Consider the following 25,759-nt stretch of genomic DNA (forward strand, 5'->3'; position numbering starts at 1 on the left):
CCACCGGGCCCGGTCAGCCCTCGGCCGGCTCCAGCCGCAGGGAGATCGAATTGATGCAGTACCGCTGGTCGGTGGGGGTGGGGTACCCCTCGCCGGCGAAGACGTGCCCGAGGTGCGAGCCGCACCGGGAGCACCGCACCTCGGTGCGGACCATGCCGTGGGACCGGTCCTCGATCAGCTCCACCGCGTCGGTGTCCTTCGGGTCGAAGAACGACGGCCAGCCGCAGTGCGACTCGAACTTGGTGTCCGAGGTGAAGAGCTCGGCGCCACAGGCGCGACAGGAGTAGACACCCTTGGACTTGGTGTCCGTGTACTCACCGGTGAACGCCGGCTCGGTGCCGGCCTGGCGCAGCACGGCGTACTCCGCCGGAGTCAGCTCCGCGCGCCACTCCTCGTCCGGCTTCTCGACGTCGTACGACATGAGCCTCAGCCCCTTCACTGCGACAGGCGGTCCAGGATTTTCGGGCCCAGGTCGGTCACGTCGCCCGCGCCCATGGTGAGAACGAGATCACCGGGCTTCGCCATTCCCGCGACCACCGCGGGGATCTCCGCCTTGTCGTGCACGGCCGTCACGTCGGCGCCCGCGGCGCGCGCGGCCTCGATGATGAGCTCGCTGGTCACCCCGGGGACCGGGTCCTCACGGGCCGGGTAGATGTCGAGCACGACGGAGGCGTCCGCGAGCGTCAGCGACTGTCCCATCTCCTTGCCCAGCTCCTGGGTGCGGGAGAAGAGGTGCGGCTGGAAGACGACGAGGATGCGGGCGTCGCCGGCGGCGGCGCGCATGGCCTCCAGGTCGGCGGTCATCTCGGTCGGGTGGTGGGCGTAGGAGTCGATCACCTGGACGCCCGCCGCCTCGCCCTTGAGCTGCAGGCGCCGCTTGACCCCGGTGTACGCGGCGAGCGCGGGCGCGAGTTCCGCGGCCGGGACGCCGAGCGCGGCACCGGCGGCGAGCGCGGCGACGGCGTTGAGGGCGTAGTGGCGGCCGGGCACGGAGACCGTGAAGGTGAGCTCGCGCCCGTCCAGGAGGACCGTCACCTCGCTCCTGAGGCCCTGGGGCACCACGGACAGGACCCGGACGTCGGCGTCCTGCGCCTCGCCGTACGTCACCACCCGCACCGCACGGCCGGCGACGCGCCGGGTGAGCTCGCGGGCGCCCTCCTGGTCCGCGGAGACGACCAGGGTGCCGCCCTCGGTGACGCGGTCGACGAACGTCTCGAAGGATTCGTAGATCTCGTCCATCGAGGCGTAGTTGGCGTGGTGGTCCAGCTCGACGTTGAGGACGATGGCGACCTCGGGCGCGTACTTGTGGAAGCTGCGGTCCGATTCGTCGGCCTCGGCGACGAAGATGTCGCCCTCGCCGTGCAGCGCGTTGGAACCGGGCGCGTCCAGGTCGCCGCCGATGGCGTACGACGGCTTACGGCCCAGCGCGGTGAGGGAGACCGCCAGCATGGAGGTGGTGGTGGTCTTGCCGTGGGTGCCGGCCACCGCGATCGGGCGCAGCCCCTCCATCAGCGCGGCGAGCGCGTCGGAGCGGTGCACCACCGGGATGCCCAGCTCGGCGGCGCGGGCCAGTTCCGGGTTGTCCTCGCGGATGGCGGAGGACACCACGACACAGCTCGCGTCGTCGGCGAGGTGCGCGGCGGCGTGCCCGATGTGCACGGTGGCGCCGAGCGCGCGCAGCGCCTCGGCGGTCGCCGAGTCCCTGGCGTCGCTGCCGGCGACCTGCGCCCCGCGCTGGGCGAGGATCTTGGCGATCCCCGACATTCCGGCGCCGCCGATGCCGATGAAGTGCGGTCGGTCCATGGCGGTAGGAAGGCCGGGTGCCATGCGTTTCTCCCCAGAGACGGTACGTACGAGAGCGGGCCTAGCCTATGCGCTCGGGCACCGCCCGCCCCGCAAGGGCCCGGGGGCGGCCCGCGGTGCGGCTACGCCTTGCTGTGCGAGAACAGCTTGAGCACCGGAACGCCCACCTTGTGCCGGGCCCGGGAGGCCCAGTCCCGGTGGAAGAACTCCTCCACGTAGTGGGGGTCGGTCAGCACGATCACCTCGTCCGCCCCCACCTCGCCGACCAGCGACTTCAGCGCGTCCAGCGGATGGTCCTCGACGAGCCGCCCCTCGGCCCGGCTGCCCGCGGAGCGCAGCGCCTGCAACGACACGTCGAGGGCCTGCTGCCCCACGCTCCGGGCCTCGTCGCCCTCCGGCGTCCCGCCCTCGCGCACGGCATCGTCGAGTTCACCGAGCGCGATGTCGTCGATGGCCCGCAGCAGGCGGTCCGCCTGGTCGCCGCGCGGCTGGAGCAGCACGTGGAACGCCACCTGCTCGTCTCCGTGCAAGGTGGTGACGAACTCCACGTCGGCGGACGTCAGGGCCTTCTCGATCATCAGAACGCTTGTGAACACCCAACGCCTCTTCTCCTCCGTGGGCCCGGGACAGGGCCCCTGCGGAAACCATCCTTCCCCGTGATCGCACGGGTACTGCCGGACTAAGTCTGCCCTCCGGAAGCTGACCGGAACGGTATATTCCACCTATTTCCGGACCAACGGCCCATTTCAGGACCGACGGTAACGACCGAAGAGGAATCCGTCCTCCTCCAGGAGGGACAGGAGACCGAACCGGCGCGGAACGGCGACCGAGGGACCCCCCGCGATGCGCTGCGCGTCCCCGGCGGTCAGCGTCGGCGAGACCGTGAGGCACAGCTCGTCCAGCACCTCCGCGGCGATCAGCTGGCCGAGCAGCCGGGGGCCGCCCTCGGTGAGCAGCCGGGTGTGGCCGAGCTCGGCGAGGGCGCGCACCGCGCGGGCGGGCTCGACGCCCATGCCCTCGCCGGCCACCACCACCCGGGCGCCCGCCCTCTCGGCGGCGGCGACCCGTTCGGGGGCCGCGGCGGCTCCGGTCAGGACGAGGGTGGGGACGAGCGGCGCGGTGAACAGCGGGAGGGAGAAGTCCAGCTCCAGGCTCGCGGTGACGACCGCGATGGCCGGGGCCGGGCCCTGCCCCGCGGCCGTACGCGCGCCGGCGAACTCGGCCCGCGCCCTGGCGGGGCGGTACCCCTCCTGCCGTACCGTTTCGGCGCCGACCACGACGACGTCGGCGAGCGCCCGCAGTGTGCCGAAGATCCGCATGTCGGCGGCGCTGGAGATGGGCTGCGAGTGCCCCTCGTGCTGGGCGGCGCCGTCGAGCGAGGAGACCATGTTGGCCCGCAGCCACGGCCGCGGGGCGCCGGGCTCCGGCGTGGGGTAGGCGTAGGCGGCGGCCAGCTCGGCGAGGGTCCACTCACGGTTCACCAGGGCGTCGGCCCCGGCAGGCCCGCCCGGCCCGCCGGCGGCACCGGTCCCGGAGGCCCCCCTTCCCCCTGCCACGGCCCCGCCGAAGTCCTGGGCTGCTGTTTCGTCGGTCACAGGGAACAGGCGTCGCATGTCGTGCAGTGTGGCACGGCGCTTAGCATGGGTAACCGTGTCGTCCTCCACCCCCGCCCCCGGATCCAGCCCCGTGACCGACGCGGGCCCCCTCTCCCTGTGCGCCCGCGAGCCGCACGTGCCCGCGGACCGGCTGGTCGCCGAGATGGTGCCGCCGCCGCGTTTCGACTCGGTGCGCTTCTCCACCTACATCCCGGACCCGAACCAGCCCAGCCAGACCGAGGCCGTACGGGTCCTGGAGGGCTTCGCCGCCGGGCTCGGCGGGGCGCACGCCTCCGGCGCCGGCAGGCGCGGCTTCTTCGGGTTCGGCAGGTCCAGGGCGCCGAAGACCCCGGCCGGACCGCGCGGGGTGTACCTGGACGGCGGCTACGGCGTCGGCAAGACCCATCTGCTCGCCTCGCTGTGGCACGCCACTCCCGCCGAGCCCGCGCTCAAGGCGTTCGGCACCTTCGTGGAGCTGACCAACCTGGTCGGCGCGCTCGGCTTCCAGCAGACCGTGGCGACGCTCAGCGGCCACCGCCTGCTGTGCATCGACGAGTTCGAGCTGGACGACCCGGGCGACACGGTCCTGGTGTCCACACTGCTCGGCAAGCTGGTCGACGCGGGCGTGGCGCTCGCCGCCACCTCCAACACCCTGCCGGGCAAGCTGGGCGAGGGCCGGTTCGCCGCCGCCGACTTCCTGCGCGAGATCCAGGGCCTCTCGGCCCACTTCCGCGCCCTGCGCATCGACGGCGAGGACTACCGCCACCGCGGTCTGCCCGAGGCGCCGGCGCCGTTCGGCGACGAGGCCGTGACCAAGGCGGCGTACGCCACCGAGGGCGCCTCGCTGGACGACTTCCCGCACCTGCTGGACCACCTGGCCAAGGTGCACCCGAGCCGGTACGGCGCGCTGACCGACGGACTGCGGGCGGTGTGCCTCACCGGTGTGCGGCCGGTGCCGGACCAGTCGACGGCGCTGCGGCTGGTGGTCCTCGCGGACCGGCTCTACGACCGCGAGGTCCCGGTACTGGCCTCCGGGATGCCGTTCGACAAACTGTTCAGCGAGGAGATGCTGAACGGCGGCTACCGCAAGAAGTACTTCCGCGCGATATCCCGGCTCACGGCGCTGGCCCGCGACGCGAAGGGACTCGTCGGCTCCTAGGAGCCCTTAGTCGATCAAGCCCGCACGGGTCAAGGGCGGCTTCACGCCACGCGACCCGCATTTTTCACGCTGTCTTGCGCGTGTGACGCGCAGTTGACCCTGCAAAGGACTTTGCAGGGTTAACGTGTTTCTTGACCAATCATTGACCAGTGCTTGGTGCGCACAAGAGATGCGGATGTGGCGAAGGGGGGCGCATGTTCCGAGGTCCGACGGCCCGGGCTCTGTTCGCCCTCCTCGCCGTGGCACTGTTCGCGCTTCACCTCGTCGCCCCCGCGGGAACCTTCGCAGCCGCGCACACGGCCGGTCAGCCACTGGCCATGACCGAGCCCGGAAACCCCTCCCCCGCGATACCGGTGCGCGACGGGGCGGACACGTTCCGCGATCCGGGCCGCCCCGGTGGACCCGTGGGCCTTCCGCACGTCCGTGACCGGCAGCGCGGCTCGGCCTCCGGCTGGGCCCAGGAACACCCGCTGATACCCGGCCGGGCGGCCGAGGCGGACCCGTCGGACACCTCCGGCGCCCCGCGGCACGCCCTCCCCGGCACCTCCAGAGCGCACACCCCGGCAGCGCTCCAGGTCTTCCGCTGCTGAGGTTCGTGCCGCTCTCCCCCCACAACCGTCGTGCACGTCCGACGCGCCGGTGCGGCGCGCCAGGAGGAACCCACACGCATGCAGCCCCTCATCGACAACGCCCGTACCTTCGGACAGCGCCCTGAGGAGTTCGCCGAGCTCGCCGAAGGCCAGTCCCCTCAGGTCCTCTTCATCACCTGCTCCGACTCCCGGGTCGTGCCGGCCCTGATCACGGGCGCCCGCCCCGGCGAGCTGTTCGAGCTGCGCACCGCGGGCAACATCGTCCCGCCCCATGCCTCGCGGCACCCCACGAGCGAGGCCGCCACCATCGAATACGCCGTCGAGGTGCTCGGCGTCCGCGACATCGTCGTCTGCGGTCACTCGCACTGCGGCGCGGTCGGCGCACTGGTGCGCGGCGACGACCTCACCGCCGTACCCGCCGTGCGCGACTGGCTCGCGCACGCCACCCCGCGCCCGGCCGGCGCGGCCGAGGACCCGGAGGTCGCCGAGGGCGTCCAGAGCCACGTCCTGACCCAGCTGCTGCGGCTGCGCTCGTACCCCTGCGTCCAGCGGAGGCTGGCCCAGGGCGTGCTCGGCCTGCACGCCTGGTACTACGAGGTGCACACCGGCGCCGTACGGACGCACCGCCCGCAGACCGACACCTTCGAGTCCCTGTGAGCGCGCCGATGACCAGTGACCGCAGCCTCACCTCCCGTTTCCCTCACCTCCGGCACGACTTCGCCGCGTCCCTCGTGGTCTTCCTGGTCGCCCTGCCGCTCTGCGTCGGGGTGGCCGTGGCCTCCGGTGTCCCGGCCGAACTGGGCCTCGTCACCGGCATCGTGGGCGGCATCGTCACCGGGCTGATGCGCGGCAGCAGCCTCCAGGTGTCGGGGCCGGCGGCCGGCATGACCGTGCTCGTCTTCGAGGCGGTCAAGGAGTTCAACCTGCCCGTGCTCGGCGTGATCGTGCTCGCCGCCGGCCTGCTCCAGGTGGCCATGGGCGCCCTGGGACTCGGCCGCTGGTTCCGCGCCATCTCGGTCTCCGTCGTGGAGGGCATGCTGGCCGGAATCGGTCTGGTGCTCATCGCCGGACAGCTGTTCCCGGCGCTGGCGGCGAAGGCGCCCGACTCCGGTCTGGGCAAGATCGCCGGGCTGCCCCGCGCGTTCCTGGACGCCCTCGGCGACGGAAGGGCACTCGCCTCCCTCGCGGTGTGCGCGGGCACGGTCGCGGTGCTCGTGCTGTGGAAGCTCGCCCCGGCGAGGGTGCGCGCGCTGCCGGGTCCGCTGGCCGCGGTCGGTCTCGCCACCCTGGCCGCGTACCTGCTGAACCTGCGGGTGGCCACGGTCGAGGTGAAGGGGCTGCTGGGCTCGATCCAGCCGCCGCCGGTGAGCGCCTTCGGCGAACTGGCCGGCGTCGGCGTCCTCGGCACGATCATCGCCTTCACCCTGATCGCGTCCGCCGAGTCGCTGTTCAGCGCGGCGGCCGTGGACCGGCTGCACTCCGGTCCGCGCACCCGGTACGACCGGGAACTCATCGCCCAGGGCACCGGCAACACGGTGTGCGGGCTGCTGGGCGCGCTGCCGATGACCGCGGTGATCGTGCGCAGCGCGGCCAACGTCCAGGCGGGCGCCCGTACGAAGGCCTCCCGGGTGATGCACGGCGTGTGGCTGCTGCTGTTCGCCGCGCTGCTGCCCGGCGTGCTCGCGTACATCCCGATCCCGGCCCTCGCCGGCATCCTGATCCACTCCGGCGCCAAGCTGGTGCCGGTGCGGACGCTGGCCGCGCTGTGGCGGGAGAACCGGGGCGAGGCGCTGATCCTGTCCGTCACCGCCGTGTCCATCGTGGCGGTCAGCATGTTCGAGGGCGTGCTGATCGGCCTGGCACTGGCCGTGGTCAAGACGGCGTGGGAGGCCTCGCACATCCGCCTGGAGGTCGCGGACAAGGGCGCGGGGCCGGTCGAGGCCCACCTCTCGGGCAACGCCACGTTCCTGAGGCTGCCGAAGATCCTGGACAGCCTGGAGTCGCTGCCCCAGGACCGCCCGGTCCGCCTCGACCTCTCCGGCCTCCACCACCTGGACCACGCCTGTCGCACCGCCCTGGAGAACTGGGCCGAGCGGCACAGCGCGGCGGGGACCGAGCCGGTGCAGGTCACGATCCCGGCGGCGCGCGGACACGAGCCGGCGAAGGCGAGAACGGCCTGACCCCGGCCCGTCCACGCGCCTGTCGCGCGGCTCGCCTCCGGGCGGCCGCGCGACACGGCCGGTGGCGGGCACCCGGTGTCCGCCGCCGGCGCGGGCCCATGGCTTCCACCCCGACCCCGGGCATATCGTTGCAGGAGCGGACAGAACAGACCTCTGAACGAGGAGGTCATCATGCTCCAGGAAGTGCTGGGCGCCATCGCCGCCGCGGGCGCCGTCGGAACCGTCTATCTCGCGATGGCCGCACGGGTGGTCAAGCAGTACGAACGCGGCGTCCTGTTCCGGCTCGGCCGGGTCGCGGGTGACGTACGGGACCCGGGCCTGACGCTGGTCATCCCCTTCGTCGACCGGCTGCACAAGATCAACATGCAGATCGTGACGCTGCCGATCCCCGCCCAGGAGGGCATCACCCGGGACAACGTCACCGTCCGCGTGGACGCGGTCGTCTACTTCCGGGTGATGGACCCGACGAGCGCGCTGGTGAAGGTCGAGGACTACAAGTTCGCCGTGTCGCAGATGGCCCAGACCTCACTGCGCTCGATCATCGGCAAGAGCGACCTCGACGACCTGCTCTCCAACCGGGAGAAGCTCAACCAGGGCCTGGAGCTGATGATCGACAGCCCGGCCGTGGGCTGGGGCATCCAGGTGGACCGGGTGGAGATCAAGGACGTCTCCCTGCCGGACACGATGAAGCGGTCGATGGCCCGGCAGGCCGAGGCCGACCGGGAACGCCGGGCCCGGATCATCAACGCCGACGCCGAACTCCAGGCCTCCAAGAAGCTCGCGGAGGCCGCCCAGCAGATGTCCGGCACGCCGACGGCGCTCCAGCTGCGGCTGCTCCAGACGGTGATGGCGGTCGCGGCCGAGAAGAACTCCACGCTGGTGCTGCCCATCCCCGTGGAACTGCTGCACTTCCTGGAGCGGGGCGGGCAGCAGGGCACACCGGGCACCGGCGGGGAGCGGCGGCAGCCGCCGCCGGAGGCCGCCGCCCTCCCTGAGACGCTCCCCGAGGACCTGGCGGAGGACGTCCCCGAGCAGCCCGCCCCCAACGGCGACCCGGCCCGGCCGGGCATCGCCGCGCTCCCGGACAGCCTGCCGGAGGGGCTCGCGGAGCAGCCCGCCCCCAACGGCGGCGGAGGGGCAGGCTCCGCGCAGGGGCCACGGGAACGGCTGCCGAAGCAGACGTGAGCGGTGACCGGTGGGGTACCCGGCGGGCATGCACGAGCAGCGCAGGGTCACCGACTCGTACTGGCTGACGACCGCCCCCGGGCCGTCCCGTCCCTCGCTGGCCGGGGACGTCGACGTCGACGTGGCGGTGGTCGGCGCGGGCATGGCCGGCATCAGCACCGCCCACGAACTGACCCGTGCCGGCCTGCGGGTGGCGGTCCTGGAGGCCGGCCGGGTCGCCGGCGGCGTCACCGGGTTCACCACCGCCAAGCTGACCGCGCAGCACACGCTCGTCTACGACCGGCTGCGCCGCACGCGCGGGCCCGAGGGGGCGCGGCTGTACGCCCGTTCGCAGTCCGAGGCGATCGAGCACGCGGCGATGCTGGTGGCCGAGCTGGGGATCGAATGCGAGTGGGAGGTGCGGGACGCCTACACCTACGTGCGGGACCGGGAGCGCGCCGAGGAGGTGCGGGCCGAGGCGGAGGCCGCGCGGGAGGCGGGGCTGCCGGCCACGTTCGTGACCAGGACGGGGCTGCCGTTCCCGGTGGCGGGCGCGGTCCGGGTCGCCGAGCAGGCCCAGTTCCATCCGGTCAAGTACCTGCGGGCGCTCACCGCCGACCTCGTCGCGCGCGGCGGGCAGGTGTACGAGGAGACGCGGGTCGTCGGACTGCAGGAGGGCGGGGAGCCCTGCCGTCTGACGACGGAGGCGGGTCACACGGTGACCGCCCGGGACGTCGTGATCGCCACGCACTATCCGGTGTTCGACCGGGCTCTGCTGTTCGCCCGGCTGTCGCCGCGCAGGGAACTCGTCGTCGCGGGCCCGCTGGGCGACGGCCTGGACCCGGCGGGCATGTACATCACCCCCGAGGAGAACACCCGCTCGGTGCGCACCGCGCCGTACGGCGCGGACGGTCAGCGGCTGCTCGTCGTCACGGGCGAGCACTTCACCCCGGGCACCGGCGATCCGCAGGCGGGCTTCGACCGGCTCGCCGGCTGGGCCGAGGTGCACTTCCCCGGCGTGAGGCTCGACCACGCCTGGGCCACCCAGGACAACGAGTCGACCGACACCGTGCCGCTGGTCGGCCCCTTCCACCCGGGCGCCCGCCACACCTACGTGGCCACGGGCTTCGGCGGCTGGGGCCTGAGCGGCGGCATCATGGCCGGGCTGCTGCTGACCGCGCTGATCACCGGCCGTGACAGCGCCTGGCGCGAGCTGTACGACCCGCGTCGGCTGAAGTCCGTGGTGCGCGAGGCGCCGTCGCTGCTGAAGACGCAGGCGGAGGTGGCCCGGCACTTCGTCGGCGACCGCCTGAAGCCGGCGGCGTCCGTGGACGATCTGGCCCCCGGGGACGGCGCGCTGGTCCGGGCCGGCGGCGAGCGGCTCGCCGTGCACCGCGACGAGGAGGGCGATCTGCACGCCGTGTCGGCCCGCTGCACCCATCTGGGCTGCCTGGTCGCCTTCAACCGGGCCGAGCGCGCCTGGGAGTGCCCCTGTCACGGCTCCCGCTTCGACGTGGACGGCTCGGTGCTCCAGGGACCGGCGGTCAAGCCGCTGGAGCAGCACGATCTCGGCTGACCGGTGACCGACGGCCCGCCGCGCGGGTGACCGTGCCGCCGCGCCACGGGACATATCACCATACAAACGTGCATTCAGTCCTACGTTCGTACGGTGATCCCACTTGCACGCCGTCTCACCGCCGTCTGCGCCCTGGGCGCGGCTCTCACCGCCTGCGGCACCGCGGGCCCCGCGGGTACCGCGCACCCGGCCAAGTCGCCCGTGTCCTCCTCCCCGTCCCCGGCCCGCCCGCCGCTGCTCGCCCCGGGTCCGGGCGGTCTGACCCCGGTCTTCGAGCACGGTCCGCGCACCCTGGGCAAGACCGTCGCACTGACCTTCGACGCCGACATGACCGCCGACGAGGGTCGCCGCGCGGCCTCCGGCGAGCACTTCGACAACCCGGGCCTCATCGCCGCCCTGCGTGCGCTGAAGGTGCCGGCGACCGTCTTCATGACGGGCCGCTGGGCCGACCAGTACCCGGCCGAGGCCCGCAGCCTCGGCCACGAGGCGCAGTTCGAGGTCGCCAACCACTCCTACAGCCACTACGCGTTCACCGACGACTGCTACGGCCTGCCGACCGTCGGCGCGGACCGGATGCGGTCGGACGTCGAGCGGGCCTACACCTCCCTCCGCAAGGCGGGCGTGCCGAAGCCGATGCCGTACTTCCGCTTCCCGGGCGGCTGCTACGACCAGCAGGCCCTGCGCGCGCTGAGCGGGCTCGGGGTGACCGCGGTGCAATGGGACGTGGTGAGCGGTGACGCGTTCGCCACGGACGCCGACGCGGTGGTCCGGCAGGTCCTGGACGGGGTGAAGCCGGGCTCGGTGGTCGTCATGCACTGCACCCGCAGCGCCGCCCCGACGACCGAGCGGGTCGTCCGGTCCGTGGTGCCGGAACTGCGCAAGCGCGGCTACCGCTTCGTCAAGGTCTCCGAGCTGATCGGCGAGAGCGGCGGACACCGCTGAGCGTCCTACGCTGGGAGCATGAGCGACGAGGACTACTGCACGATCGCCGACGCCACGAAGCCGCCGAGGGCCGACGGGCCGCCGTACGCGCAGTGCGTGCTGTGCCGGGAGCCGACGGAGTACCCGGAGTCGTACAAGGGCATCACGCTCTGCCCGGTGTGCGAGTGGCAGGAGGCGCAGCGCACCGCCTGCTCGGGGTGACCGGCTGCCGGGCGCAGCCGCGGCGCGTCAGCGGGGCATGCCCCGGCTCAGCTCCGCCGCCCGCGCCCGCAGGTCCGCCGCCCACGCTCCGCCCTCGGCCGGTCCGGACATCCCGGTACGGGCCGAGACCTGGACGTCCGGCAGCGGGCCGTCCGGGACGGCTTCGAGCCCTGCCCAGTCCACGGGGACGCCGGCGCGCCCGGCGAGGACCAGCACGGTGGCGACGAACCCCTCGGACAGGGCCAGCAGCACGGAGTGTCCGGTGCGGCGGTGCCGGGCGAGGAGGGTGTGGGTGAAGACGCCGAGGACGACGGGGTCGACCTGGCACTCGTCGTTCTCCATCGGCCCGAGGCCCGACGGCAGCCCCAGCTCCGCCTCGAAGACCGCCACCTGGCGCAGGAAGAGCCGCGCGGCCCCGTCGGAGGGGTTCCACAGCGTCTCGTCACCGATGTCGAAGTACTGACTCATCCCGGTCCCCCGCCCGTCGATCCGGAGTGGATCAAAAGTTGATCAAGAGAGCAGAGTAGTCGGCCGGTCCGGTGCGGGGCGCCGGAATCCCCTCCACGCGGAACGCGCGTTGATCGGCGGGTCGGCGGCTTCGTAGGGTGGGCTGTCGTGAGCCACGTTCCCACCTCCGGTGACAGTCCCTTCCAGGCCGAGCGCACTCCCCGCGACGAGGCACCGCAGTTCGTTCTGCCTCTCGTCGTGCGGATCGAGCGCGGCGCGCCGCCCGCCCGTACCGACGCTCTGGAGACGGCCGCCCGTGCCGTGCTCCAGCTGCTCGGCGACGCACGGGCGCACGGCGACGGCGAGTGGGCCGAGGCCGTCCGGAACTGGGAGGACGCCCGGATCCGCAAGGTCGTCCGGCGGGCCCGCGGTGCCGAGTGGCGGCGCGCCGAGGCGCTGCCGGGGATCACGGTGACCGGCAAGTCCGCGGAGGTCCGGGTCTTCCCGCCGGTCCCGCTGGACGGCTGGCCCAAGGAGCTGGCCAAGCTCCAGGTGTCGGGCACGGAGCTGGACGACCCGGAACCGCCCGCCGCGGCGGACCCGGGCCGGCCCGTGCTGTGGCTCAACCCGGAGCTGCGGATGTCGGCCGGCAAGACGATGGCCCAGGCCGGGCACGGCGCCCAGCTGGCGTGGTGGGCGCTGTCCGACGCCGAGCGCGCCGCCTGGCGGGACGCCGGCTTCCCGCTCTCCGTCCGCACCGCCGAACCCGCCGACTGGGCCCGGCTGACCGGTGGCGGGCTGCCCCTGGTCCGGGACGCCGGTTTCACGGAGATCGCACCGGGCTCCTGCACGGTCGTCGCCGACCACCCGGCGCTCCACCGCTGAGGCGAACCGGGCGGGGACCCTCCGCGCCGGAACCTCAAATGTTGCTCTGAACACGCCGGCGACGGGGTTCGGGGCCGCCCGCCGGGGCCATACCCCCGTCACTCGGCGCACGAGCACCGCGCCTGGAGGAGGGGGAGGCGCCATGCGGCGACTGGGCACGGGGATCGGCTGGCGGCCGGAGATCGCGGACGCCGTGGAACGCATGCCGGGCATCGACTGGGTGGAGGCGGTGGCGGAGAACCTCTGCCCGGGCCACCTCCCCGAGTCGCTGCGGCGGCTGCGCGAGCGGGGCGTGACGGTGATCCCGCACGGCGTCTCCCTCGGCCTCGGCGGCGCGGACCGCCCCGACGAGGGGCGGCTGACGGCGCTGGCCGAGCGGGCGGAGGCGCTCGGCGCCCCCCTGGTCACCGAGCACATCGCGTTCGTCCGGGCGGGCGGTGCGCTCACCGCGTCCCCGCGTCTCGAAGCGGGCCATCTGCTGCCCGTGCCGCGTACCCGGGACGCCCTGGACGTGCTGTGCGAGAACGTGCGCATCGCGCAGGACGCGCTGCCGGTGCCGCTCGCCGTGGAGAACATCGCCGCGCTGTTCTCCTGGCCGGGTGAGGAACTGACCGAGGGGCAGTTCCTGTCCGAACTGGTCGAGCGGACCGGGGTACGGCTGCTCATCGACGTGGCCAACCTGCACACCAATCACGTCAACCGGGGCGAGGACCCGGCGCAGGCGCTGGCCGCGCTGCCGCTGGAGGCGATCGCCTACGTCCATGTCGCGGGCGGTTTCGAGCGGGACGGCGTCTGGCACGACAGCCACGCGCACCCGGTGCCGGCCCCGGTCCTCGATCTGCTGACCGACCTCGCCTCCCGGATCGCCCCGCCGGGCGTCCTGCTGGAACGCGACGAGAACTTCCCGGAACCGGCGGAACTGGAGCGGGAGTTGACCGCGATCCGGGGCGCGGTCCGCGAGGGGCGCGCACGGGCGGCCGACGGCACGGCTCCCGCGGCCGGCCCCCCGGCCGGCTCTCCAGCCGGCTCTCCGACCGGCTCTCCGGGCGATTCGGCGGGCGGCTCGGCGGGCGGGGGTGTCGCGGTCCTCACGCGGACGGCGGCGGGAGTGGGCACCCGGGAGGCGACCAGGGAACGGCTGGGGGTCGCGCAGGCCGCCGTACTGTCCGCGCTGGTCGCCGGGACGCCGGTGCCGGAGGGGTTCGACCGGGTGCGGATGGGGGTGCAGGCGCGGGCGCTCGCGGCGAAGCGGGCCGGCGTGGTGGCGAAGGTGGCCCCCGAGCTTCCGGAGATCCTGGGCGCGGGATACCGGCCGGCGTTCCTGGAGTACGCCCGGACGCGGCCGATGAGCGAGGGCTACCGGCGGGACGCGCTGGACTTCGCCGGTCACCTGCTGCGCACCGCGCCGCCCGCCGAGGCGGCGGCCCAACGGGACCTGCGGAACTGGTGGCTGGACCGGGCGGGCCCGGCCCCCCGCCCCCGCGGCCCGGTGGCACGGGCACGGGCGCTGCTGCGGAGGGGCTGAGGCCGGGAGGTGCGGCCGGGCGGGGCCGGTTCGTCCGAGGGCGCGGGCGGGGTGCCGGGACGCCCCGGGGGCGCGGGCCGTGTCCGCGGCCCCAGTAATATGCCAAGCCGCACCCACCCACCCTCAAGCACCCCTGGTGTGCGGTGCCGTATCAGGAGGCGCCATGCGACCGCGACCCCCGCTCGAGGGCCGAGGCATATTCAGCGGTACCGGGCTCATCATCACGGGCCTGGCGGCGACGGTCGCGGCGCTGCTCTTCCCGCTCTGGTCGTACACCGACCGGCCGGACGCGGCCTCCGCGGGCGTGCTGAGCGCACGGACCGTCACCACCCCGTTCGGCCCGCTGTCCGAGCAGGACCGGGACTTCATCACCAAGGTCCGGCTCGCCGGCCTGTGGGAGCTGCCCGCCGGCGAACTGGCGGAGCGCGAGGGGACCAGCCCGGCCGTCCGCACCGCCGGAGCGCACCTCGTCGACGGCCACAGCTCCCTCGACGCCCACGTGCGGACCGTCGCCACGCAGCTCGGCGTCCCGCTGCCCAACGAGCCGAACGAGCAGCAGAAGCAGTGGCTGGCCACCCTGGGCGCGGCGCGCGGGCAGGACTTCGACCGCCGATTCGCGGGCATCCTGCGCCTGGCGCACGGCCGGGTGTTCTCGCTGGTCGCCCAGGTCCGGGCGGGCACCCAGAACTCCCTGGTGCGGGACCTCGCCGACGACGCCAACGCCACCGTCCTCGACCACATCAAGATCCTGGAGGCGACGGGGTACGTCGACTTCGCCGCGCTGTCCCGGGATCTCGCGGCCTCCGCGACCCCGGTCCCCCCGCCCCCGGCCGTCCCGCCGGGCGCCGCCGTCCCGGTGACGCCCCCGCCCTCGGCCACCAGCGCGCCGCCGCCGACGAGCAGCCCCTGACCTGCGCGGGAAACGGAACGTCACGTACCCGCAACGCTCGGAGTTCGAATGCTGAACAGGGCATGGCGTTCGCACGGTCCTCTGGCATACAAACACGTCATGTTCTGGGTCCTTCTTCTCCTTCTGGCCTGGGCGTTCGCCGGCCTCGCGTGCACCCGGCTGTGCCTGGCGGCGGTCCGCGCGGCGGCCTCGGACGCGGGCGGCACCGCACCGGACGGGGCGCACGCCCTGACGCTGTACGAGGCGGCCTTCCTGTCCGGCGGCCCGGCCCGGGTCGCCGACGTCACCCTGGTCTCCATGGCCCGGCAGCGGCGGCTGCTGCTGGCGCACACGGGCTGGGCGACGGTGGTCGACCCGCGGGGCCGTGACGAGATGGAGCGGTCCGTCATAGGGGCGATAGGCCCGGAGGGCCAGTCCCGGATCGCTCCGGTGCGGGCTCGCGCGGCCGGTGCCGAGTCCGTGCGCCGGCTCGCGGACGGCCTGGTCCGCGCGGGCCTCGCGGTGCCCGACGGCTCCGGTACGAGCGTGGGCGCGGCCGTGCGCCAGGTGCGGGCCGCCGCCCTGACCGTCGTCGTGCTGGGCGCGGCCGCGCTGACGCTGCCCGTCCAGACGGGGACGCCCCGGCTCCTGGTCGCCCTGTGGTTCGCCCTGCCCCTCACGCTGTCCCTGAGCTGTCTCGCCATCGCCCGGTTCGAGGTGCACCCGTACTCGCGCTGGGCCTCCCCGGCCGGTCAGCGGCTCCTGGGCGCGCTCACCCGCGGTCCGGCCGGCGACGAGCGGTCGTTCCTCACCTCGGTCGCCGTGCGCGGCATCCGCGCGATCGGCGAGCCGGAACTGCGCGCGGCCTTCGCCCATCGCGACCAGCCCTGGCGGGAGTGAGGGCACCCTCGGGGGCGCACAGGGGGCATTGACGCCGACACCGGCCGGGTGGTGCTTGCCTTCACCGACGGCCGACCGAAATATCCCTTCTGGTGTCGCCGGGCCGTGGCAGCCGTGCCATCGCCGCCGCGCACCGGAGGGATACACGATGAGAGCTGCCGCCCTGTACTCGGCCGCCGGGTCCTTGCTGCTGGCCGGGCTGGCCGCGGCCCCGGCGGGCGGCGCGCCCGCCGCTCCCGGGGCGCCCGACGGCCCCGGCGCGGCCGACCTGCGCGGCACCGCCGTGGCCGCGGCCCGCGCCCGGGCGGCCGGTGTCGACTTCGGCGCGTGCTCCGCCGCCGACGTGCCGGAGGCGCCCAGCGGCCTGCGCTGCGGCACGGTGACCGTCCCGCTGGACTACGCCCACCCGGACGGCAAGCAGATCAGACTCACCGTCAGCCGGATGCGGGCCTCCCAGAAGGACCCCCACAACAGCAAGCGGAAGGTCCCCCGGCAGGGCGCCCTCGTGTACAACCCGGGCGGCCCCGGCGCCTCCAGCATGTACTTCCCGCTGATCGGCATGGTCCCGGAGTGGAAGCGGATCGCCGCCGCGTACGACCTGGTCGGCTACGCGCCGCGCGGCGTCGGCCGTTCCGCGCCGCTGTCCTGCGAGGATCCCCGGCGGTACTTCAAGGCACCCACCGCGTCGCCGACGCATCCGTCGGAGGCGTACAAGCGCGAACGCGTCGCGGCGGCGAAGGCGTACGCGCGCGGGTGCGCCCAGCGGTCGGGCAGCGGGCTGCGCCACTACACCTCCCTCAACAACGCCCGTGACCTGGACGTCCTGCGGGCCGCGCTGGGCGAGGACCGGCTGACGTTCATGGGCGCGTCGTACGGCACCTACTTCGGCGCGCTGTACGCGGCGATGTTCCCCTCGCACGTGCGGCGGATGGTGCTGGACTCGGCGGTCAACCCGGACCCGGCGAAGATCTGGTACCGCAGCAACCTGGACCAGTCGGCCGCGTTCGAGGAGCGCTGGACGGACTTCCGCGAGTGGATCGCCCGCCACGACGACGCCTACCGGCTCGGGAACACGCCCGCGAAGGTGCAGCGCAGCTACGACACCGCGCGGCAGCGGCTGGCCGGGAAGGCGGCGGGCGGCAAGGTCGGTCCGGGCCAGCTGCAGAACGCCTTCCTGGCGGCCGGGTACTACGACGACTTCTGGCCGAGCCGGGCCGCGGCCCTGTCGGCGTATCTGCACGGCGATCCGCAGCCTCTGGTCCGGCTGGCGGCCCCGATGGCGGAGACGGCCGCGGAGGCGGAGAACAGCAGCGCGGTGTACACGGCCGTGGAGTGCAACGACGCGCCCTGGCCGACGGACTTCACGGTGTGGGACCGCGACAACACCCGGCTCGCCCGGGTCGCGCCCTTCGAGACCTGGGACAACGCCTGGCTGAACCTGCCGTGCGCCTACTGGCAGACGACCCGCCGGCAGCCGATGGACGTGCGCACCGGCCCGGGTGAGCTGCCGCCGGTGCTGATCCTGGCGGCCGAACGGGACGCGGCCGCGCCCTACTCGGGTTCCGTGGAGATGCAGCGGCGGCTGGCCGGCTCGGTGCTGGTGACCGAGCGGGACGCGGGCACGCACGGCGTCGCCGGCGGCCCGAACCGCTGCGTCAACGCCTACTTCGACGCCTACCTGCTGGAGGGGCGCCTCCCGGCGCGGCACGCGTCCTGCGCGCCGCGCCAGGAACCGAAGCCGGACGCCTCCGGCGGACGGACCGCCGCGGAGGTCCGGCGCGGCGGCGTCAAGGGCAGCAGCGGCCGGCGCTGACTCAGGCCAGGCCCGCGACCAGCTCCGCCACCGACTTGCGGCGGCCGGTGTAGAAGGGCACCTCCTCGCGGACGTGCCTGCGGGCCTCGGAGCCGCGCAGGTGGCGCATGAGGTCGACGATGCGGTACAGCTCGTCGGCCTCGAAGGCCAGCACCCACTCGTAGTCGCCGAGGGAGAACGAGGCGACCGTGTTGGCGCGCACGTCCGGGTAGCCGCGGGCCATCTTGCCGTGGTCGGCGAGCATGCGGCGGCGGTCCTCGTCGGGGAGCAGGTACCAGTCGTAGGAGCGCACGAAGGGGTAGACGCTCACGTAGTTGCGGGGCGTCTCGTCGGCGAGGAATGCCGGGATGTGCGAGCGGTTGAACTCGGCGGGGCGGTGCAGCGCCATGTTCGACCAGACCGGCTCCAGCGCGCGGCCCAGCCTGGTGCGCCGGAAGAGGTTGTACGCCTCCTGGAGCTGGTCGCTGGTCTCGGCGTGCCACCAGATCATGAGGTCGGCGTCGGCGCGCAGACCGGAGACGTCGTAGGTGCCGCGGACCGTCACGTCCTTGGCGGCGAGCTGGTCGAACAGCTCCTGGACCTCGTCGGCGTATCCCGCGCGGTCCTCGGGCAGCACGTCCTTCAGCTTGAAGACCGACCAGAGGGTGTAGCGGATGACCTCGTTGAGGTCCTTGGCCAGCTTGCCCTTGTTCGGGATCCTGCCGGACTCGGTGGTGGAGGCGTCGTCACTCATGGTCCCTATTGTCCCGCGCCGCCGTGCAGGCTCTGCACCGGGTTCGCCGTCAGCTCACGGACCGCGCGCAGGTCGCCGTCGAGCTGGTCCACCGCCGCGTTCGCGCTCGCGACGCACGCGGGGATGCCGACGCCGTCGTACTGCGCGCCGCACACCGCGAGGGCCGGCAGTGCGGCCACGTGCGCGCGGATGCGGGCCACGCGCGCGTGGTGCCCGACGGGGTACTGGGGCAGGCCGTCGGTCCAGCGGGTGACGCGCGCCGCCACGGGCACGGCGTCCACGCCGGTGGCCTCGCGCAGGTCGTGCCGGGAGATCTCCACGAGGTCGGCGTCGTCCCGCCCGAGGACCGCCGTCTCGCCGTGGCGGCCGACGGAGGTGCGGACCACGACCACGTCGGGGTCCTCCTCGGCGATCCACCCCCACTTCTGGGAGGCGAAGGTCGACGCCTTGATGGTGCGGCCGTCGACCGGCGGCACCAGGAAGCCGCTGCCCTCGGGCAGGCGCAGGCCGGCGCGCCGGTAGGCGAGGGTGACCAGGGCCATCGAGGCGTACTCGACGGCGTCCAGTTCGGCGGCGGCCGCCGGGGACTCGGCGCGCAGCAGGCCGGCGGCGGCGGGGGCGGGGACGGCGAGGACGACGGCGTCCGCGTGCAGTTCCCGGTCGCCGGCCAGGACGCGCCAGCCGGCGTCCGGCCGGTCCGCCGTGCCCGCGCGGCGCAGCTCCCGCACCTGCGTGCCGGTGCGGATCTCGCCCCCGCGGGCCCGCACCGAGGCGGCCACCGACAGCGGGAGGGTGCCGACGCCACCCTCGATGCCCATGAACACCGGGCCGGTCTGCCGGGCGGCGGCCGCCTTCGCCTGGATCTCGCGGACCGCCTCCGTCAGGGAGTCGTGGGTGAGCGCCGCCTGGTAGAGCTGCGGCACGGCGGAGCGCAGCGAGATGCGGTAGGCGTCGCCCGCGTAGACACCGCCGAGCAGGGGCTCGACGAGCCGGTCGACGACTTCGTGGCCGAGCCGGGCCGCCACGTACTCCCCCACGGCCACGTCGTCGCCGACCTCGGTGCGGGGCAGGTCCGCGTCCCGCTCGATGCGGGCCAGGCCCTCGTCGGACAGGACGCCGGTGAGGGCGGCGGCGGTGCCGGGCACGCCCATCACATGCCCCTTGGGCATGGGGCGCAGGGCGCCGCGGGTCCAGATCGAGGCGGTCGCGGTGGCCGGGGTCCGCAGCCGCTCGGCGAGACCCACCTCGCGGGCCAGGGCGACGGCCTCGGGCCGGCGGGCGAGCATCGACTCGGCGCCCAGGTCGACCCGGGCGCCCGCGATCTCGCCGGGCAGCAGCTTGCCGCCGACCCGGCCGGAGGCCTCCAGCACGGTCACGCGCGCGCCCCGCCCGAGCAGCCGGTGGGCGGCGGCCAGCCCGGCGATACCGGCCCCGATGACGACGACATGCCCTGCTCGCGTACCCGTTGCGCTCATGTCCCCCACTCTCTCAGACCCCGTCGGCATGCCCGCCGGGACCTGGGGCTGCCCCACCGCGCGGGTCCCGGTGTCCGGGCCGAGTCCGGACCGTGACCGCTTCGGGACCGGCGGGCCCCAACGTTCCGGCGGCCCCCGCCGTCGAAGAAGCGTCACCGGTCACCGGTCACAGTCCTGCGTCTCAGTCGTCGTTCTCAGTCGTCGTTCTCAGTCATCGGGGGTTGCCGCCCATGCACACGCAACGATCCACCGGATCCGCACGATCCGCGCGCTCCGTCCGGACCCTCGCCGGGGTCCTGCTCGCCGCGTCCCTCGCGCTCGCCGGGTGCAGCGGCGCGAACGACTCGGGCGGTGACTCGAAGTCCGCCGCGGGCGCCGAGGCCCGGCAGGACAGCGGCTCCGGCGCGGCGGCAGACAAGGGGAAGTCGGCGCCCAGGACGCCCGACCTCGCCCCGAGCGCGATCATCCGCACCGCGTCCCTCACCGTCGAGGTGAAGGACGTGCCGAAGGCCCTGTCCTCGGCACGGTCGGCCGCCGAGGGAGTGGGCGGCTTCGTCGGCGACGAGAGCACGACCCGGGACTCCGACGGCCACGAGAACACCCGGGTCGTGCTGCGCGTGCCCACCGAGAAGTACGACGAGGTCCTCACCTCGCTGCAGGGCACGGGCCGGCTGGTCGACCGCACGGCGAAGGCGGTGGACGTCACCGACCAGGTCGTGGACGTGGAGAGCCGGATCAGGTCCCAGCGGGCCAGTGTGAACCGGATCCGGGCGCTGATGGACCGGGCGACGAAGCTGAGCGACGTGGTCACACTGGAGGGCGAACTGAGCAGTCGTCAGGCGGATCTGGAGGCCCTGCTGGCCCGGCAGGCGTCCCTGAAGGACCGCACCAGCCTGGCCACCATCACCCTCTCGCTGTCCGAGACGCCCGTGAAGAAGGCCACCCACGACGACACGCCCGGGATCGTGGACGCGCTGGCGGGCGGCTGGCACGTGTTCGTCACCATCCTGCGCTGGATCGTCCTCGCGCTCGGCGCCGCGCTGCCGTTCGCGGCGTTCGCGGCGCTGCTGGCCGTGGTGTGGCTGCGGGTCGTACGCCCCCGGCTGCCGCGCCGTGCCGGGCCCGCGCCGGCGACGACGGTGGGCCCGCTGCCCTCGGCCCGTCCGGCGCCGGACACCGCGCGGGAGGCGGACCGGGACTGAAATGCTCGCGCCCCGTAGCGTGTTCCCATGAGCATGAGCGCTGCGCGGGGCGGGACGGAACGGCTGGTCGTGATCGGCGGCGATGCCGCGGGACTGTCCGCGGCATCGCAGGCACGCCGGCTGAGGGGCCGGGACGAACTGGAGATCGTGGCCTTCGAGCGCGGCCACTTCACCTCCTACTCGGCGTGCGGCATCCCGTACTGGGTGGGCGGCGAGGTCGTCGAGCGCGACCGGTTGATCGCCCGTACGCCCGAGGAGCACCGGGCGCGCGGCATCGATCTGCGGCTGCGCACCGAGGTCGTCGGGATCGACGTGCCCGGGCAGCGGGTGCGGGCGCGTGACGTCGACTCCGGCGCCGAGTCCTGGACGCCGTACGACAAGCTCGTGATCGCCACCGGTGCCCGGCCGGTCCGCCCGGACCTGCCCGGTGTGGACGCCCCCGGCGTGCACGGTGTGCAGACGCTGGACGACGGCCAGGCCCTGCTCGACACGCTGGCCCGCACGCGCGGCCGCCGGGCGGTGGTCGTGGGTGCCGGGTACATCGGCGTGGAGATGGCCGAGGCGATGATCAACCGCGGTTTCGAGGTGACGGTCGTCAACCGCGGCAAAGAGCCGATGTCGACGCTCGACCCGGACATGGGCCGCATGGTGCACCGGGCCATGGAGGGCCTCGGCATCACCATGGTGAACGACGCCGAGGTCACCAAGCTGCTCACCGGCGAGGACGGCCGGGTCCGCGCGGTGGCCACCGAGGACGCCGAGTACCCGGCGGACCTGGTGATCCTCGGTATCGGCGTCCGTCCGGAGACGGCCCTCGCCCGGTCGGCGGGTCTGCCTCTCGGCGCCCACGGCGGCCTGCTCACCGACCTCGCGATGCGGGTGCGCGGCCACGAGAACATCTGGGCGGGCGGCGACTGCGTGGAGGTGCTGAACCTGGTCTCCGGCCAGGAGCAGTACGTCCCGCTCGGCACCCACGCCAACAAGCACGGCCAGGTCATCGGCACCAACGCGGGCGGCGGTTACGCCACGTTCCCGGGTGTGGTCGGCACGGCCGTCAGCAAGGTCTGCGACCTGGAGATCGCCCGCACCGGACTGCGCGAGAAGGACGCGCACCGGGTGGGCCTGCGGTTCGAGACGGTCACCGTCGAGTCGACGAGCCGGGCGGGCTACTACCCGGGCGCCTCCCCCATGACGGTCAAGATGCTCGCCGAGCGCCGCACGGGACGGCTGCTCGGCGTCCAGATCGTCGGCCGGGAGGGGGCCGCCAAGCGCGTGGACATCGCCGCGGTGGCGCTGACCGCGCAGATGACGGTGGAACAGATGACGGCCCTGGACCTGGGCTACGCACCCCCGTTCTCACCGGTGTGGGACCCGGTCCTGGTGGCGGCGAGGAAGGCGACCGCGAAGGTGCGCGCGGCCGTGGCCGCGCACCCCCCTACGCCGTCCCGCTGATCCGCGGCAGCGAGGTGACCCCCGCGTTCGACGTCACGGCCGGGGGCTGCTCCGCGGAGGGCTTGGCGTGGGACGCGGACGGGCGGGTGGAGCGCAGGCGATGACCCACCGCCTCGTCCAGCGTCACGGGCCGCTGCATCTGCACGGCGAGCCGCCCCGCCTCCTGGCCGAGCCGCGCCACGTCCTCCCAGGGGAGGCGTACCACCAAGGTCAGCTCTGCCTCGCCGTCGGGCAGAGCGTGCATGGCCGAAACCTGCGGAGCGTTCGTCATCGCCTGATCCTCACGTCGGTTACGGAGGGATACGCACGGGTGCCCGCCGGCGTTCACCGGTTCACGGGCCCCGTCGCGGGCAGTACTCCTGTGTGGTCATTCCCGTCCATGACGTGAACCCGGTGCGCCGCACCCCCTGGGTGACGTACGCGCTCATCGCGGCCAATGTGCTCGTGTTCCTCACCACGCCCGGTCTGGCCGGCTCCGTGGCCGGTGACGGCGAACTGGTGCGGCTGTGCCATCTCCAGGCCTTCATGGACCAGTACGCGGCGGTCCCGAAGGAGCTGATCCACCATCAGCTGCCGCGGCTGGTGCCCACGGGCGAGGTCGGCGTGGGCCCGCACGGCCCGGGCTGCGTCGTCGGCCCGCCCGGGTACCACAAGTCACCGGCGCTGTCGGTCCTCACGGCGATGTTCCTGCACGGGGGCTGGCTGCATCTGCTGGGGAACATGCTGTTCCTGCTGATCTTCGGCAACAACGTCGAGGACCGGATGGGCCACGTCCGGTACTTCCTCTTCTACGTCGTCTGCGGCTACGCGGCCGGCTACGGCTTCGCGCTCCTCAACGCCTCCTCGGGCGACCCGCTGATCGGCGCCTCCGGTGCCGTGGCCGGCGTTCTCGGGGCCTACCTGGTGCTGTATCCGAAGGCCCGGGTGTGGGTGCTCGTGCCGTTCCTGGTCTTCCTGCCGCTCCGGCTGCCCGCCTGGATGGTGCTGGGCTTCTGGTTCGTGCTCCAGGCGGTGTACTCCTCCGGGCACGGCGTCTCCGGCGCCGGGACGGTGGCGTACACGGCCCACGTGGCAGGCTTCGTGGCGGGCATGCTGCTGGCGTGGCCGCTCAAGCCGGGCACGCCCGCCCCGCCGGAACCGCCCGGCCTGCTGTTCGGCAGGCGGGCGCGGCCGTACTACACCTGGTGAGTCAGCGCGCGGTGCGCGTGTGGACGTACTCGACCAGCCGGGTCAGCGCGTCCGGGTCGGTGTTCGGCATGACACCGTGGCCGAGGTTGAAGACGTGGCCCTCCAGACCGGCGGCCGCCTGAAGCACCTCACCGGCCTTGGCCTCGACGGTGTCCTTGTCGGTGAACAGGACGGTGGGGTCGAGGTTGCCCTGGAGCGCCTTGCCGGGGCCGACGCGGCGCACCGCCTCGTCCATCGGCACGCGCCAGTCGACACCGACGACGTCCGCGCCGGCCTCGCCCATGAGCCGCAGCAGCTCACCGGTGCCGACACCGAAGTGGATGCGCGGGACGCCGTACCCGGCGACCGCGTCGAAGACCTTCGCGGAAGCGGGCATCACCGAGCGGCGGTAGTCCGCCGGCGCCAGCGAGCCGACCCAGGAGTCGAACAGCTGGACCGCGCTCGCGCCGGCCTCGATCTGCACCTTCAGGAAGGCGGCCGTGATGTCGGCGAGCCGGTCGAGCAGGTCGGCCCAGAGCTCCGGGTCGCCGTACATCATCGCCTTGGCGTTCTCGTACGTGCGTGAGGGGCCGCCCTCGACCAGGTAGCTAGCGAGGGTGAACGGGGCGCCCGCGAAACCGATCAGCGGGGTGGCACCCAGCTCGCGGGTGAGCTGGCCGATCGCCTCGGTGACGTAGGGGACGTCCTCGGGGGTGAGATCGCGCAGCCGGGCCAGGTCGGCGCGGGTGCGGATCGGCTGCTCGACGACCGGGCCGACACCGGGCTTGATGTCGAGGTCGATGCCGATGGCCTTGAGCGGGACGACGATGTCGCTGAAGTAGATCGCCGCGTCCACGCCGTGCCGCCGCACCGGCTGGAGCGTGATCTCGGTGACCAGCTCGGGCATCATGCAGGACTGGAGCATCGGAACGCCCTCGCGCACCTTGCGGTACTCGGGCAGGGAGCGGCCGGCCTGGCGCATGAACCACACGGGGGTGTGCGGTACGGCTTCGCGCCTGCACGCCTTGAGGAAGGCGCTGTCGTACGTCGCTGTCGGCTGCTGGCCCGAAGGGCTTCCGTTGGCACTCACGACGGCAAGTCTCCCACGGCCCGGGAAGGAGAAGTGCGCCTGCCCTTCGGGGGTGTCCCTCCCTGCACACGGGCCCTGTTCCCCTTACTCTTCCCCGCATGGCTGCGGCTCAGGGACGACTGTCGGACGGCGCTGACGGAATGGACGACGCGAAGGACACCGCGCAGGGGGGTACGGGCGGTGGACTGCCGCCCGCGTTCCGGGCCGCGGTGGACGCGCTGCGCGCCGCGCGGGTGCGCCCGCAGGTCGAGGTGGAGCCGACACCCGCGCCGCAGCGGCTCGCCCCGCACGCGTACGCGCTGGAGGCGGTGGTGGTCGACGGCGAGCAGGAGCTCGCCGACGGGCGGCTGGTGCTGCTGCACGACCCGGCCGGGCACGATGCCTGGCAGGGGACGTTCCGGCTGGTGACGCTGGTGCGCGCGGAGCTGGAACCGGAGATGGCGGCCGATCCGCTGCTGCCGGAGGTGTGCTGGTCGTGGCTGACCGGTGCGCTCCAGGGGCGGGGACTCGGCTACGGCGAGCCGAGCGGCACGATCACGCGTGCGAGTTCGCACTACTTCGGCGGCCTGGCCGAGCGGCCGGCCGCCTCGCAGATCGAGATCCGGGCGTCCTGGACGCCCCGCGAGGGCATGGGCGGGGTGCCGGACACGGCCGCGCACCTGGCCGCCTGGTGCGATCTGCTGGCGCAGGTCGGCGGTCTGCCGCCGGCCGGTCCCGGCGACGCCTCGGTGGTGACCCTGCCGCAGCGCAGGGGTCCGCAGTCGCGGTGACCTGACCGCGCCGATCCGCCGACACCACTCCGACGGACGCCTTATTGACCCTCTCTTTGTCGATACGGCCACTTTCCGCACTCGAATCGCATCCGCTCGAACCGATTCGATCTTCGGATGATCGATCGCGTGTCCGAATTGCACAGATTGTTACTCACTAGATCGTGATCATTCTCTAAAGGCGGACGAGTTTGCTGCCGA

At 73.6% G+C, this 25,759-nt stretch carries 26 protein-coding genes; 17 read left to right on the forward strand and 9 right to left on the reverse strand.

The features are described from left to right. Nucleotides 1-13: 13 nt before the first annotated feature. The 4 genes from msrB to BLW57_RS10235 form a co-directional block, all read right to left on the reverse strand. The gene (gene msrB, locus BLW57_RS10220; protein WP_093480637.1) at nucleotides 14-421 is read right to left on the reverse strand and encodes a peptide-methionine (R)-S-oxide reductase MsrB; all 408 of its coding nucleotides are present in this window, start codon (nucleotides 419-421) and stop codon (nucleotides 14-16) included. 14 nt (nucleotides 422-435) lie between these two features. Then, nucleotides 436-1,827 (reverse strand): UDP-N-acetylmuramate--L-alanine ligase, encoded by a 1,392-nt coding sequence (gene murC / locus BLW57_RS10225; protein ID WP_093473860.1) that lies wholly within the window; start codon nucleotides 1,825-1,827, stop codon nucleotides 436-438. Between the two features lie 98 nt (nucleotides 1,828-1,925). After that, nucleotides 1,926-2,399, reverse strand: a complete 474-nt coding sequence (locus BLW57_RS10230) for an indole-3-glycerol phosphate synthase (protein WP_093473862.1) — start codon at nucleotides 2,397-2,399, stop codon at nucleotides 1,926-1,928. A 150-nt stretch (nucleotides 2,400-2,549) separates the two neighbouring features. Further along, entirely contained in the window at nucleotides 2,550-3,416 is an 867-nt protein-coding gene (locus BLW57_RS10235; protein WP_093473864.1) for a pyrimidine reductase family protein, read from the reverse strand. 37 nt (nucleotides 3,417-3,453) lie between these two features. Between BLW57_RS10235 and zapE the strand changes: the two genes are divergently transcribed. From zapE to BLW57_RS10275, 8 genes are all read left to right on the forward strand, one after another. Further along, nucleotides 3,454-4,557, forward strand: a complete 1,104-nt coding sequence (gene zapE, locus BLW57_RS10240) for a cell division protein ZapE (protein WP_093473865.1) — start codon at nucleotides 3,454-3,456, stop codon at nucleotides 4,555-4,557. 194 nt (nucleotides 4,558-4,751) lie between these two features. Next, the gene (locus BLW57_RS10245; RefSeq protein ID WP_093473867.1) at nucleotides 4,752-5,147 is read left to right on the forward strand and encodes a hypothetical protein; all 396 of its coding nucleotides are present in this window, start codon (nucleotides 4,752-4,754) and stop codon (nucleotides 5,145-5,147) included. A gap of 78 nt (nucleotides 5,148-5,225) precedes the next feature. Further along, complete coding sequence (locus tag BLW57_RS10250) at nucleotides 5,226-5,804, forward strand: carbonic anhydrase (protein WP_093473868.1); 579 nt, start codon at nucleotides 5,226-5,228, stop codon at nucleotides 5,802-5,804. Between the two features lie 8 nt (nucleotides 5,805-5,812). Then, a complete protein-coding gene (locus BLW57_RS10255; RefSeq protein ID WP_093473870.1) occupies nucleotides 5,813-7,327 on the forward strand; it encodes a SulP family inorganic anion transporter in 1,515 nt (504 codons plus the stop codon). Nucleotides 7,328-7,498: 171 nt separating this feature from the next. Then, entirely contained in the window at nucleotides 7,499-8,512 is a 1,014-nt protein-coding gene (locus tag BLW57_RS10260; protein WP_256339456.1) for a slipin family protein, read from the forward strand. Between the two features lie 28 nt (nucleotides 8,513-8,540). Beyond that, nucleotides 8,541-10,067 (forward strand): FAD-dependent oxidoreductase, encoded by a 1,527-nt coding sequence (locus BLW57_RS10265; protein ID WP_176985533.1) that lies wholly within the window; start codon nucleotides 8,541-8,543, stop codon nucleotides 10,065-10,067. 93 nt (nucleotides 10,068-10,160) lie between these two features. Beyond that, a complete protein-coding gene (locus BLW57_RS10270) occupies nucleotides 10,161-11,009 on the forward strand; it encodes a polysaccharide deacetylase family protein (protein ID WP_093473873.1) in 849 nt (282 codons plus the stop codon). Nucleotides 11,010-11,027: 18 nt separating this feature from the next. Next, nucleotides 11,028-11,210 (forward strand): hypothetical protein, encoded by a 183-nt coding sequence (locus BLW57_RS10275; protein ID WP_093473874.1) that lies wholly within the window; start codon nucleotides 11,028-11,030, stop codon nucleotides 11,208-11,210. Between the two features lie 27 nt (nucleotides 11,211-11,237). On the opposite strand, the gene BLW57_RS10280 is transcribed toward BLW57_RS10275, so the two are convergent. Next, on the reverse strand, nucleotides 11,238-11,678 hold the full coding sequence (locus tag BLW57_RS10280) for a DUF6086 family protein (RefSeq protein WP_093473876.1): 441 nt from the start codon (nucleotides 11,676-11,678) through the stop codon (nucleotides 11,238-11,240). 147 nt (nucleotides 11,679-11,825) lie between these two features. Between BLW57_RS10280 and BLW57_RS10285 the strand changes: the two genes are divergently transcribed. The 5 genes from BLW57_RS10285 (at nucleotide 11,826) to BLW57_RS10305 (ending at nucleotide 17,669) form a co-directional block, all read left to right on the forward strand. Next, a complete protein-coding gene (locus BLW57_RS10285) occupies nucleotides 11,826-12,542 on the forward strand; it encodes an aminoacyl-tRNA hydrolase (protein ID WP_093473877.1) in 717 nt (238 codons plus the stop codon). A 142-nt stretch (nucleotides 12,543-12,684) separates the two neighbouring features. Continuing rightward, nucleotides 12,685-14,067: an MbnB/TglH/ChrH family RiPP precursor modification enzyme gene (locus tag BLW57_RS10290; RefSeq protein ID WP_093473879.1), complete on the forward strand. Its 1,383-nt coding sequence runs from the start codon at nucleotides 12,685-12,687 to the stop codon at nucleotides 14,065-14,067. A 163-nt stretch (nucleotides 14,068-14,230) separates the two neighbouring features. Continuing rightward, a complete protein-coding gene (locus tag BLW57_RS10295) occupies nucleotides 14,231-14,977 on the forward strand; it encodes a DUF4142 domain-containing protein (RefSeq protein WP_093473880.1) in 747 nt (248 codons plus the stop codon). 99 nt (nucleotides 14,978-15,076) lie between these two features. Continuing rightward, nucleotides 15,077-15,856, forward strand: a complete 780-nt coding sequence (locus BLW57_RS10300; protein WP_093473882.1) for a TIGR04222 domain-containing membrane protein — start codon at nucleotides 15,077-15,079, stop codon at nucleotides 15,854-15,856. A gap of 148 nt (nucleotides 15,857-16,004) precedes the next feature. Continuing rightward, nucleotides 16,005-17,669: an alpha/beta hydrolase gene (locus BLW57_RS10305; RefSeq protein WP_093473883.1), complete on the forward strand. Its 1,665-nt coding sequence runs from the start codon at nucleotides 16,005-16,007 to the stop codon at nucleotides 17,667-17,669. A gap of 1 nt (nucleotide 17,670) precedes the next feature. Here the strand turns inward: BLW57_RS10305 and hemQ are convergent, their stop codons facing one another. Next, nucleotides 17,671-18,402 carry a hydrogen peroxide-dependent heme synthase gene (gene hemQ, locus BLW57_RS10310; protein WP_093473885.1) on the reverse strand — a complete coding sequence of 244 codons (732 nt, stop codon included), beginning with the start codon at nucleotides 18,400-18,402 and terminating at the stop codon, nucleotides 17,671-17,673. A gap of 5 nt (nucleotides 18,403-18,407) precedes the next feature. After that, nucleotides 18,408-19,877, reverse strand: a complete 1,470-nt coding sequence (hemG, locus tag BLW57_RS10315) for a protoporphyrinogen oxidase (RefSeq protein ID WP_093473886.1) — start codon at nucleotides 19,875-19,877, stop codon at nucleotides 18,408-18,410. A 230-nt stretch (nucleotides 19,878-20,107) separates the two neighbouring features. Here hemG and BLW57_RS10320 point away from each other — a divergent pair, with 230 nt between their 5' ends. Together BLW57_RS10320 and BLW57_RS10325 are read left to right on the forward strand one after the other, a co-directional pair. After that, on the forward strand, nucleotides 20,108-21,079 hold the full coding sequence (locus BLW57_RS10320; protein WP_093473888.1) for a DUF4349 domain-containing protein: 972 nt from the start codon (nucleotides 20,108-20,110) through the stop codon (nucleotides 21,077-21,079). Nucleotides 21,080-21,106: 27 nt separating this feature from the next. Further along, nucleotides 21,107-22,531 carry an FAD-dependent oxidoreductase gene (locus BLW57_RS10325; protein ID WP_093473890.1) on the forward strand — a complete coding sequence of 475 codons (1,425 nt, stop codon included), beginning with the start codon at nucleotides 21,107-21,109 and terminating at the stop codon, nucleotides 22,529-22,531. Here BLW57_RS10325 and BLW57_RS10330 read toward each other — a convergent pair. Next, a complete protein-coding gene (locus BLW57_RS10330; protein ID WP_093473891.1) occupies nucleotides 22,515-22,802 on the reverse strand; it encodes a hypothetical protein in 288 nt (95 codons plus the stop codon). The genes BLW57_RS10325 and BLW57_RS10330 overlap by 17 nt on opposite strands. A 92-nt stretch (nucleotides 22,803-22,894) precedes the next feature. Between BLW57_RS10330 and BLW57_RS10335 the strand changes: the two genes are divergently transcribed. Further along, entirely contained in the window at nucleotides 22,895-23,719 is an 825-nt protein-coding gene (locus BLW57_RS10335; protein WP_093473893.1) for a rhomboid family intramembrane serine protease, read from the forward strand. Nucleotide 23,720: 1 nt separating this feature from the next. On the opposite strand, the gene hemE is transcribed toward BLW57_RS10335, so the two are convergent. Then, complete coding sequence (gene hemE, locus BLW57_RS10340; RefSeq protein ID WP_093473894.1) at nucleotides 23,721-24,788, reverse strand: uroporphyrinogen decarboxylase; 1,068 nt, start codon at nucleotides 24,786-24,788, stop codon at nucleotides 23,721-23,723. Between the two features lie 98 nt (nucleotides 24,789-24,886). On the opposite strand from hemE, the gene BLW57_RS10345 reads away from it, so the two are divergent. Then, on the forward strand, nucleotides 24,887-25,558 hold the full coding sequence (locus tag BLW57_RS10345; protein WP_093473896.1) for a DUF3000 domain-containing protein: 672 nt from the start codon (nucleotides 24,887-24,889) through the stop codon (nucleotides 25,556-25,558). The last annotated feature ends 201 nt before the right edge of the window (nucleotides 25,559-25,759 follow it).

Source organism: Streptomyces sp. 1222.5 (assembly GCF_900105245.1).
GTDB lineage: Bacteria > Actinomycetota > Actinomycetes > Streptomycetales > Streptomycetaceae > Streptomyces > Streptomyces albidocamelliae.

What these genes read in the sequence shown, in the direction of transcription:
- msrB (WP_093480637.1), bottom strand. Translation starts at nt 421, where the DNA reads ATGTCGTACGACGTCGAGAAGCCGGACGAGGAGTGGCGCGCGGAGCTG.
- murC (WP_093473860.1), bottom strand. Translation starts at nt 1,827, where the DNA reads ATGGCACCCGGCCTTCCTACCGCCATGGACCGACCGCACTTCATCGGC.
- BLW57_RS10235 (WP_093473864.1), bottom strand. Translation starts at nt 3,416, where the DNA reads ATGCGACGCCTGTTCCCTGTGACCGACGAAACAGCAGCCCAGGACTTC.
- BLW57_RS10245 (WP_093473867.1), top strand. Translation starts at nt 4,752, where the DNA reads ATGTTCCGAGGTCCGACGGCCCGGGCTCTGTTCGCCCTCCTCGCCGTG.
- BLW57_RS10250 (WP_093473868.1), top strand. Translation starts at nt 5,226, where the DNA reads ATGCAGCCCCTCATCGACAACGCCCGTACCTTCGGACAGCGCCCTGAG.
- BLW57_RS10255 (WP_093473870.1), top strand. Translation starts at nt 5,813, where the DNA reads ATGACCAGTGACCGCAGCCTCACCTCCCGTTTCCCTCACCTCCGGCAC.
- BLW57_RS10260 (WP_256339456.1), top strand. Translation starts at nt 7,499, where the DNA reads ATGCTCCAGGAAGTGCTGGGCGCCATCGCCGCCGCGGGCGCCGTCGGA.
- BLW57_RS10265 (WP_176985533.1), top strand. Translation starts at nt 8,541, where the DNA reads ATGCACGAGCAGCGCAGGGTCACCGACTCGTACTGGCTGACGACCGCC.
- BLW57_RS10275 (WP_093473874.1), top strand. Translation starts at nt 11,028, where the DNA reads ATGAGCGACGAGGACTACTGCACGATCGCCGACGCCACGAAGCCGCCG.
- BLW57_RS10280 (WP_093473876.1), bottom strand. Translation starts at nt 11,678, where the DNA reads ATGAGTCAGTACTTCGACATCGGTGACGAGACGCTGTGGAACCCCTCC.
- BLW57_RS10290 (WP_093473879.1), top strand. Translation starts at nt 12,685, where the DNA reads ATGCGGCGACTGGGCACGGGGATCGGCTGGCGGCCGGAGATCGCGGAC.
- BLW57_RS10295 (WP_093473880.1), top strand. Translation starts at nt 14,231, where the DNA reads ATGCGACCGCGACCCCCGCTCGAGGGCCGAGGCATATTCAGCGGTACC.
- BLW57_RS10300 (WP_093473882.1), top strand. Translation starts at nt 15,077, where the DNA reads ATGTTCTGGGTCCTTCTTCTCCTTCTGGCCTGGGCGTTCGCCGGCCTC.
- BLW57_RS10305 (WP_093473883.1), top strand. Translation starts at nt 16,005, where the DNA reads ATGAGAGCTGCCGCCCTGTACTCGGCCGCCGGGTCCTTGCTGCTGGCC.
- hemQ (WP_093473885.1), bottom strand. Translation starts at nt 18,402, where the DNA reads ATGAGTGACGACGCCTCCACCACCGAGTCCGGCAGGATCCCGAACAAG.
- hemG (WP_093473886.1), bottom strand. Translation starts at nt 19,877, where the DNA reads ATGAGCGCAACGGGTACGCGAGCAGGGCATGTCGTCGTCATCGGGGCC.
- BLW57_RS10320 (WP_093473888.1), top strand. Translation starts at nt 20,108, where the DNA reads ATGCACACGCAACGATCCACCGGATCCGCACGATCCGCGCGCTCCGTC.
- BLW57_RS10325 (WP_093473890.1), top strand. Translation starts at nt 21,107, where the DNA reads ATGAGCATGAGCGCTGCGCGGGGCGGGACGGAACGGCTGGTCGTGATC.
- BLW57_RS10330 (WP_093473891.1), bottom strand. Translation starts at nt 22,802, where the DNA reads ATGACGAACGCTCCGCAGGTTTCGGCCATGCACGCTCTGCCCGACGGC.
- BLW57_RS10345 (WP_093473896.1), top strand. Translation starts at nt 24,887, where the DNA reads ATGGCTGCGGCTCAGGGACGACTGTCGGACGGCGCTGACGGAATGGAC.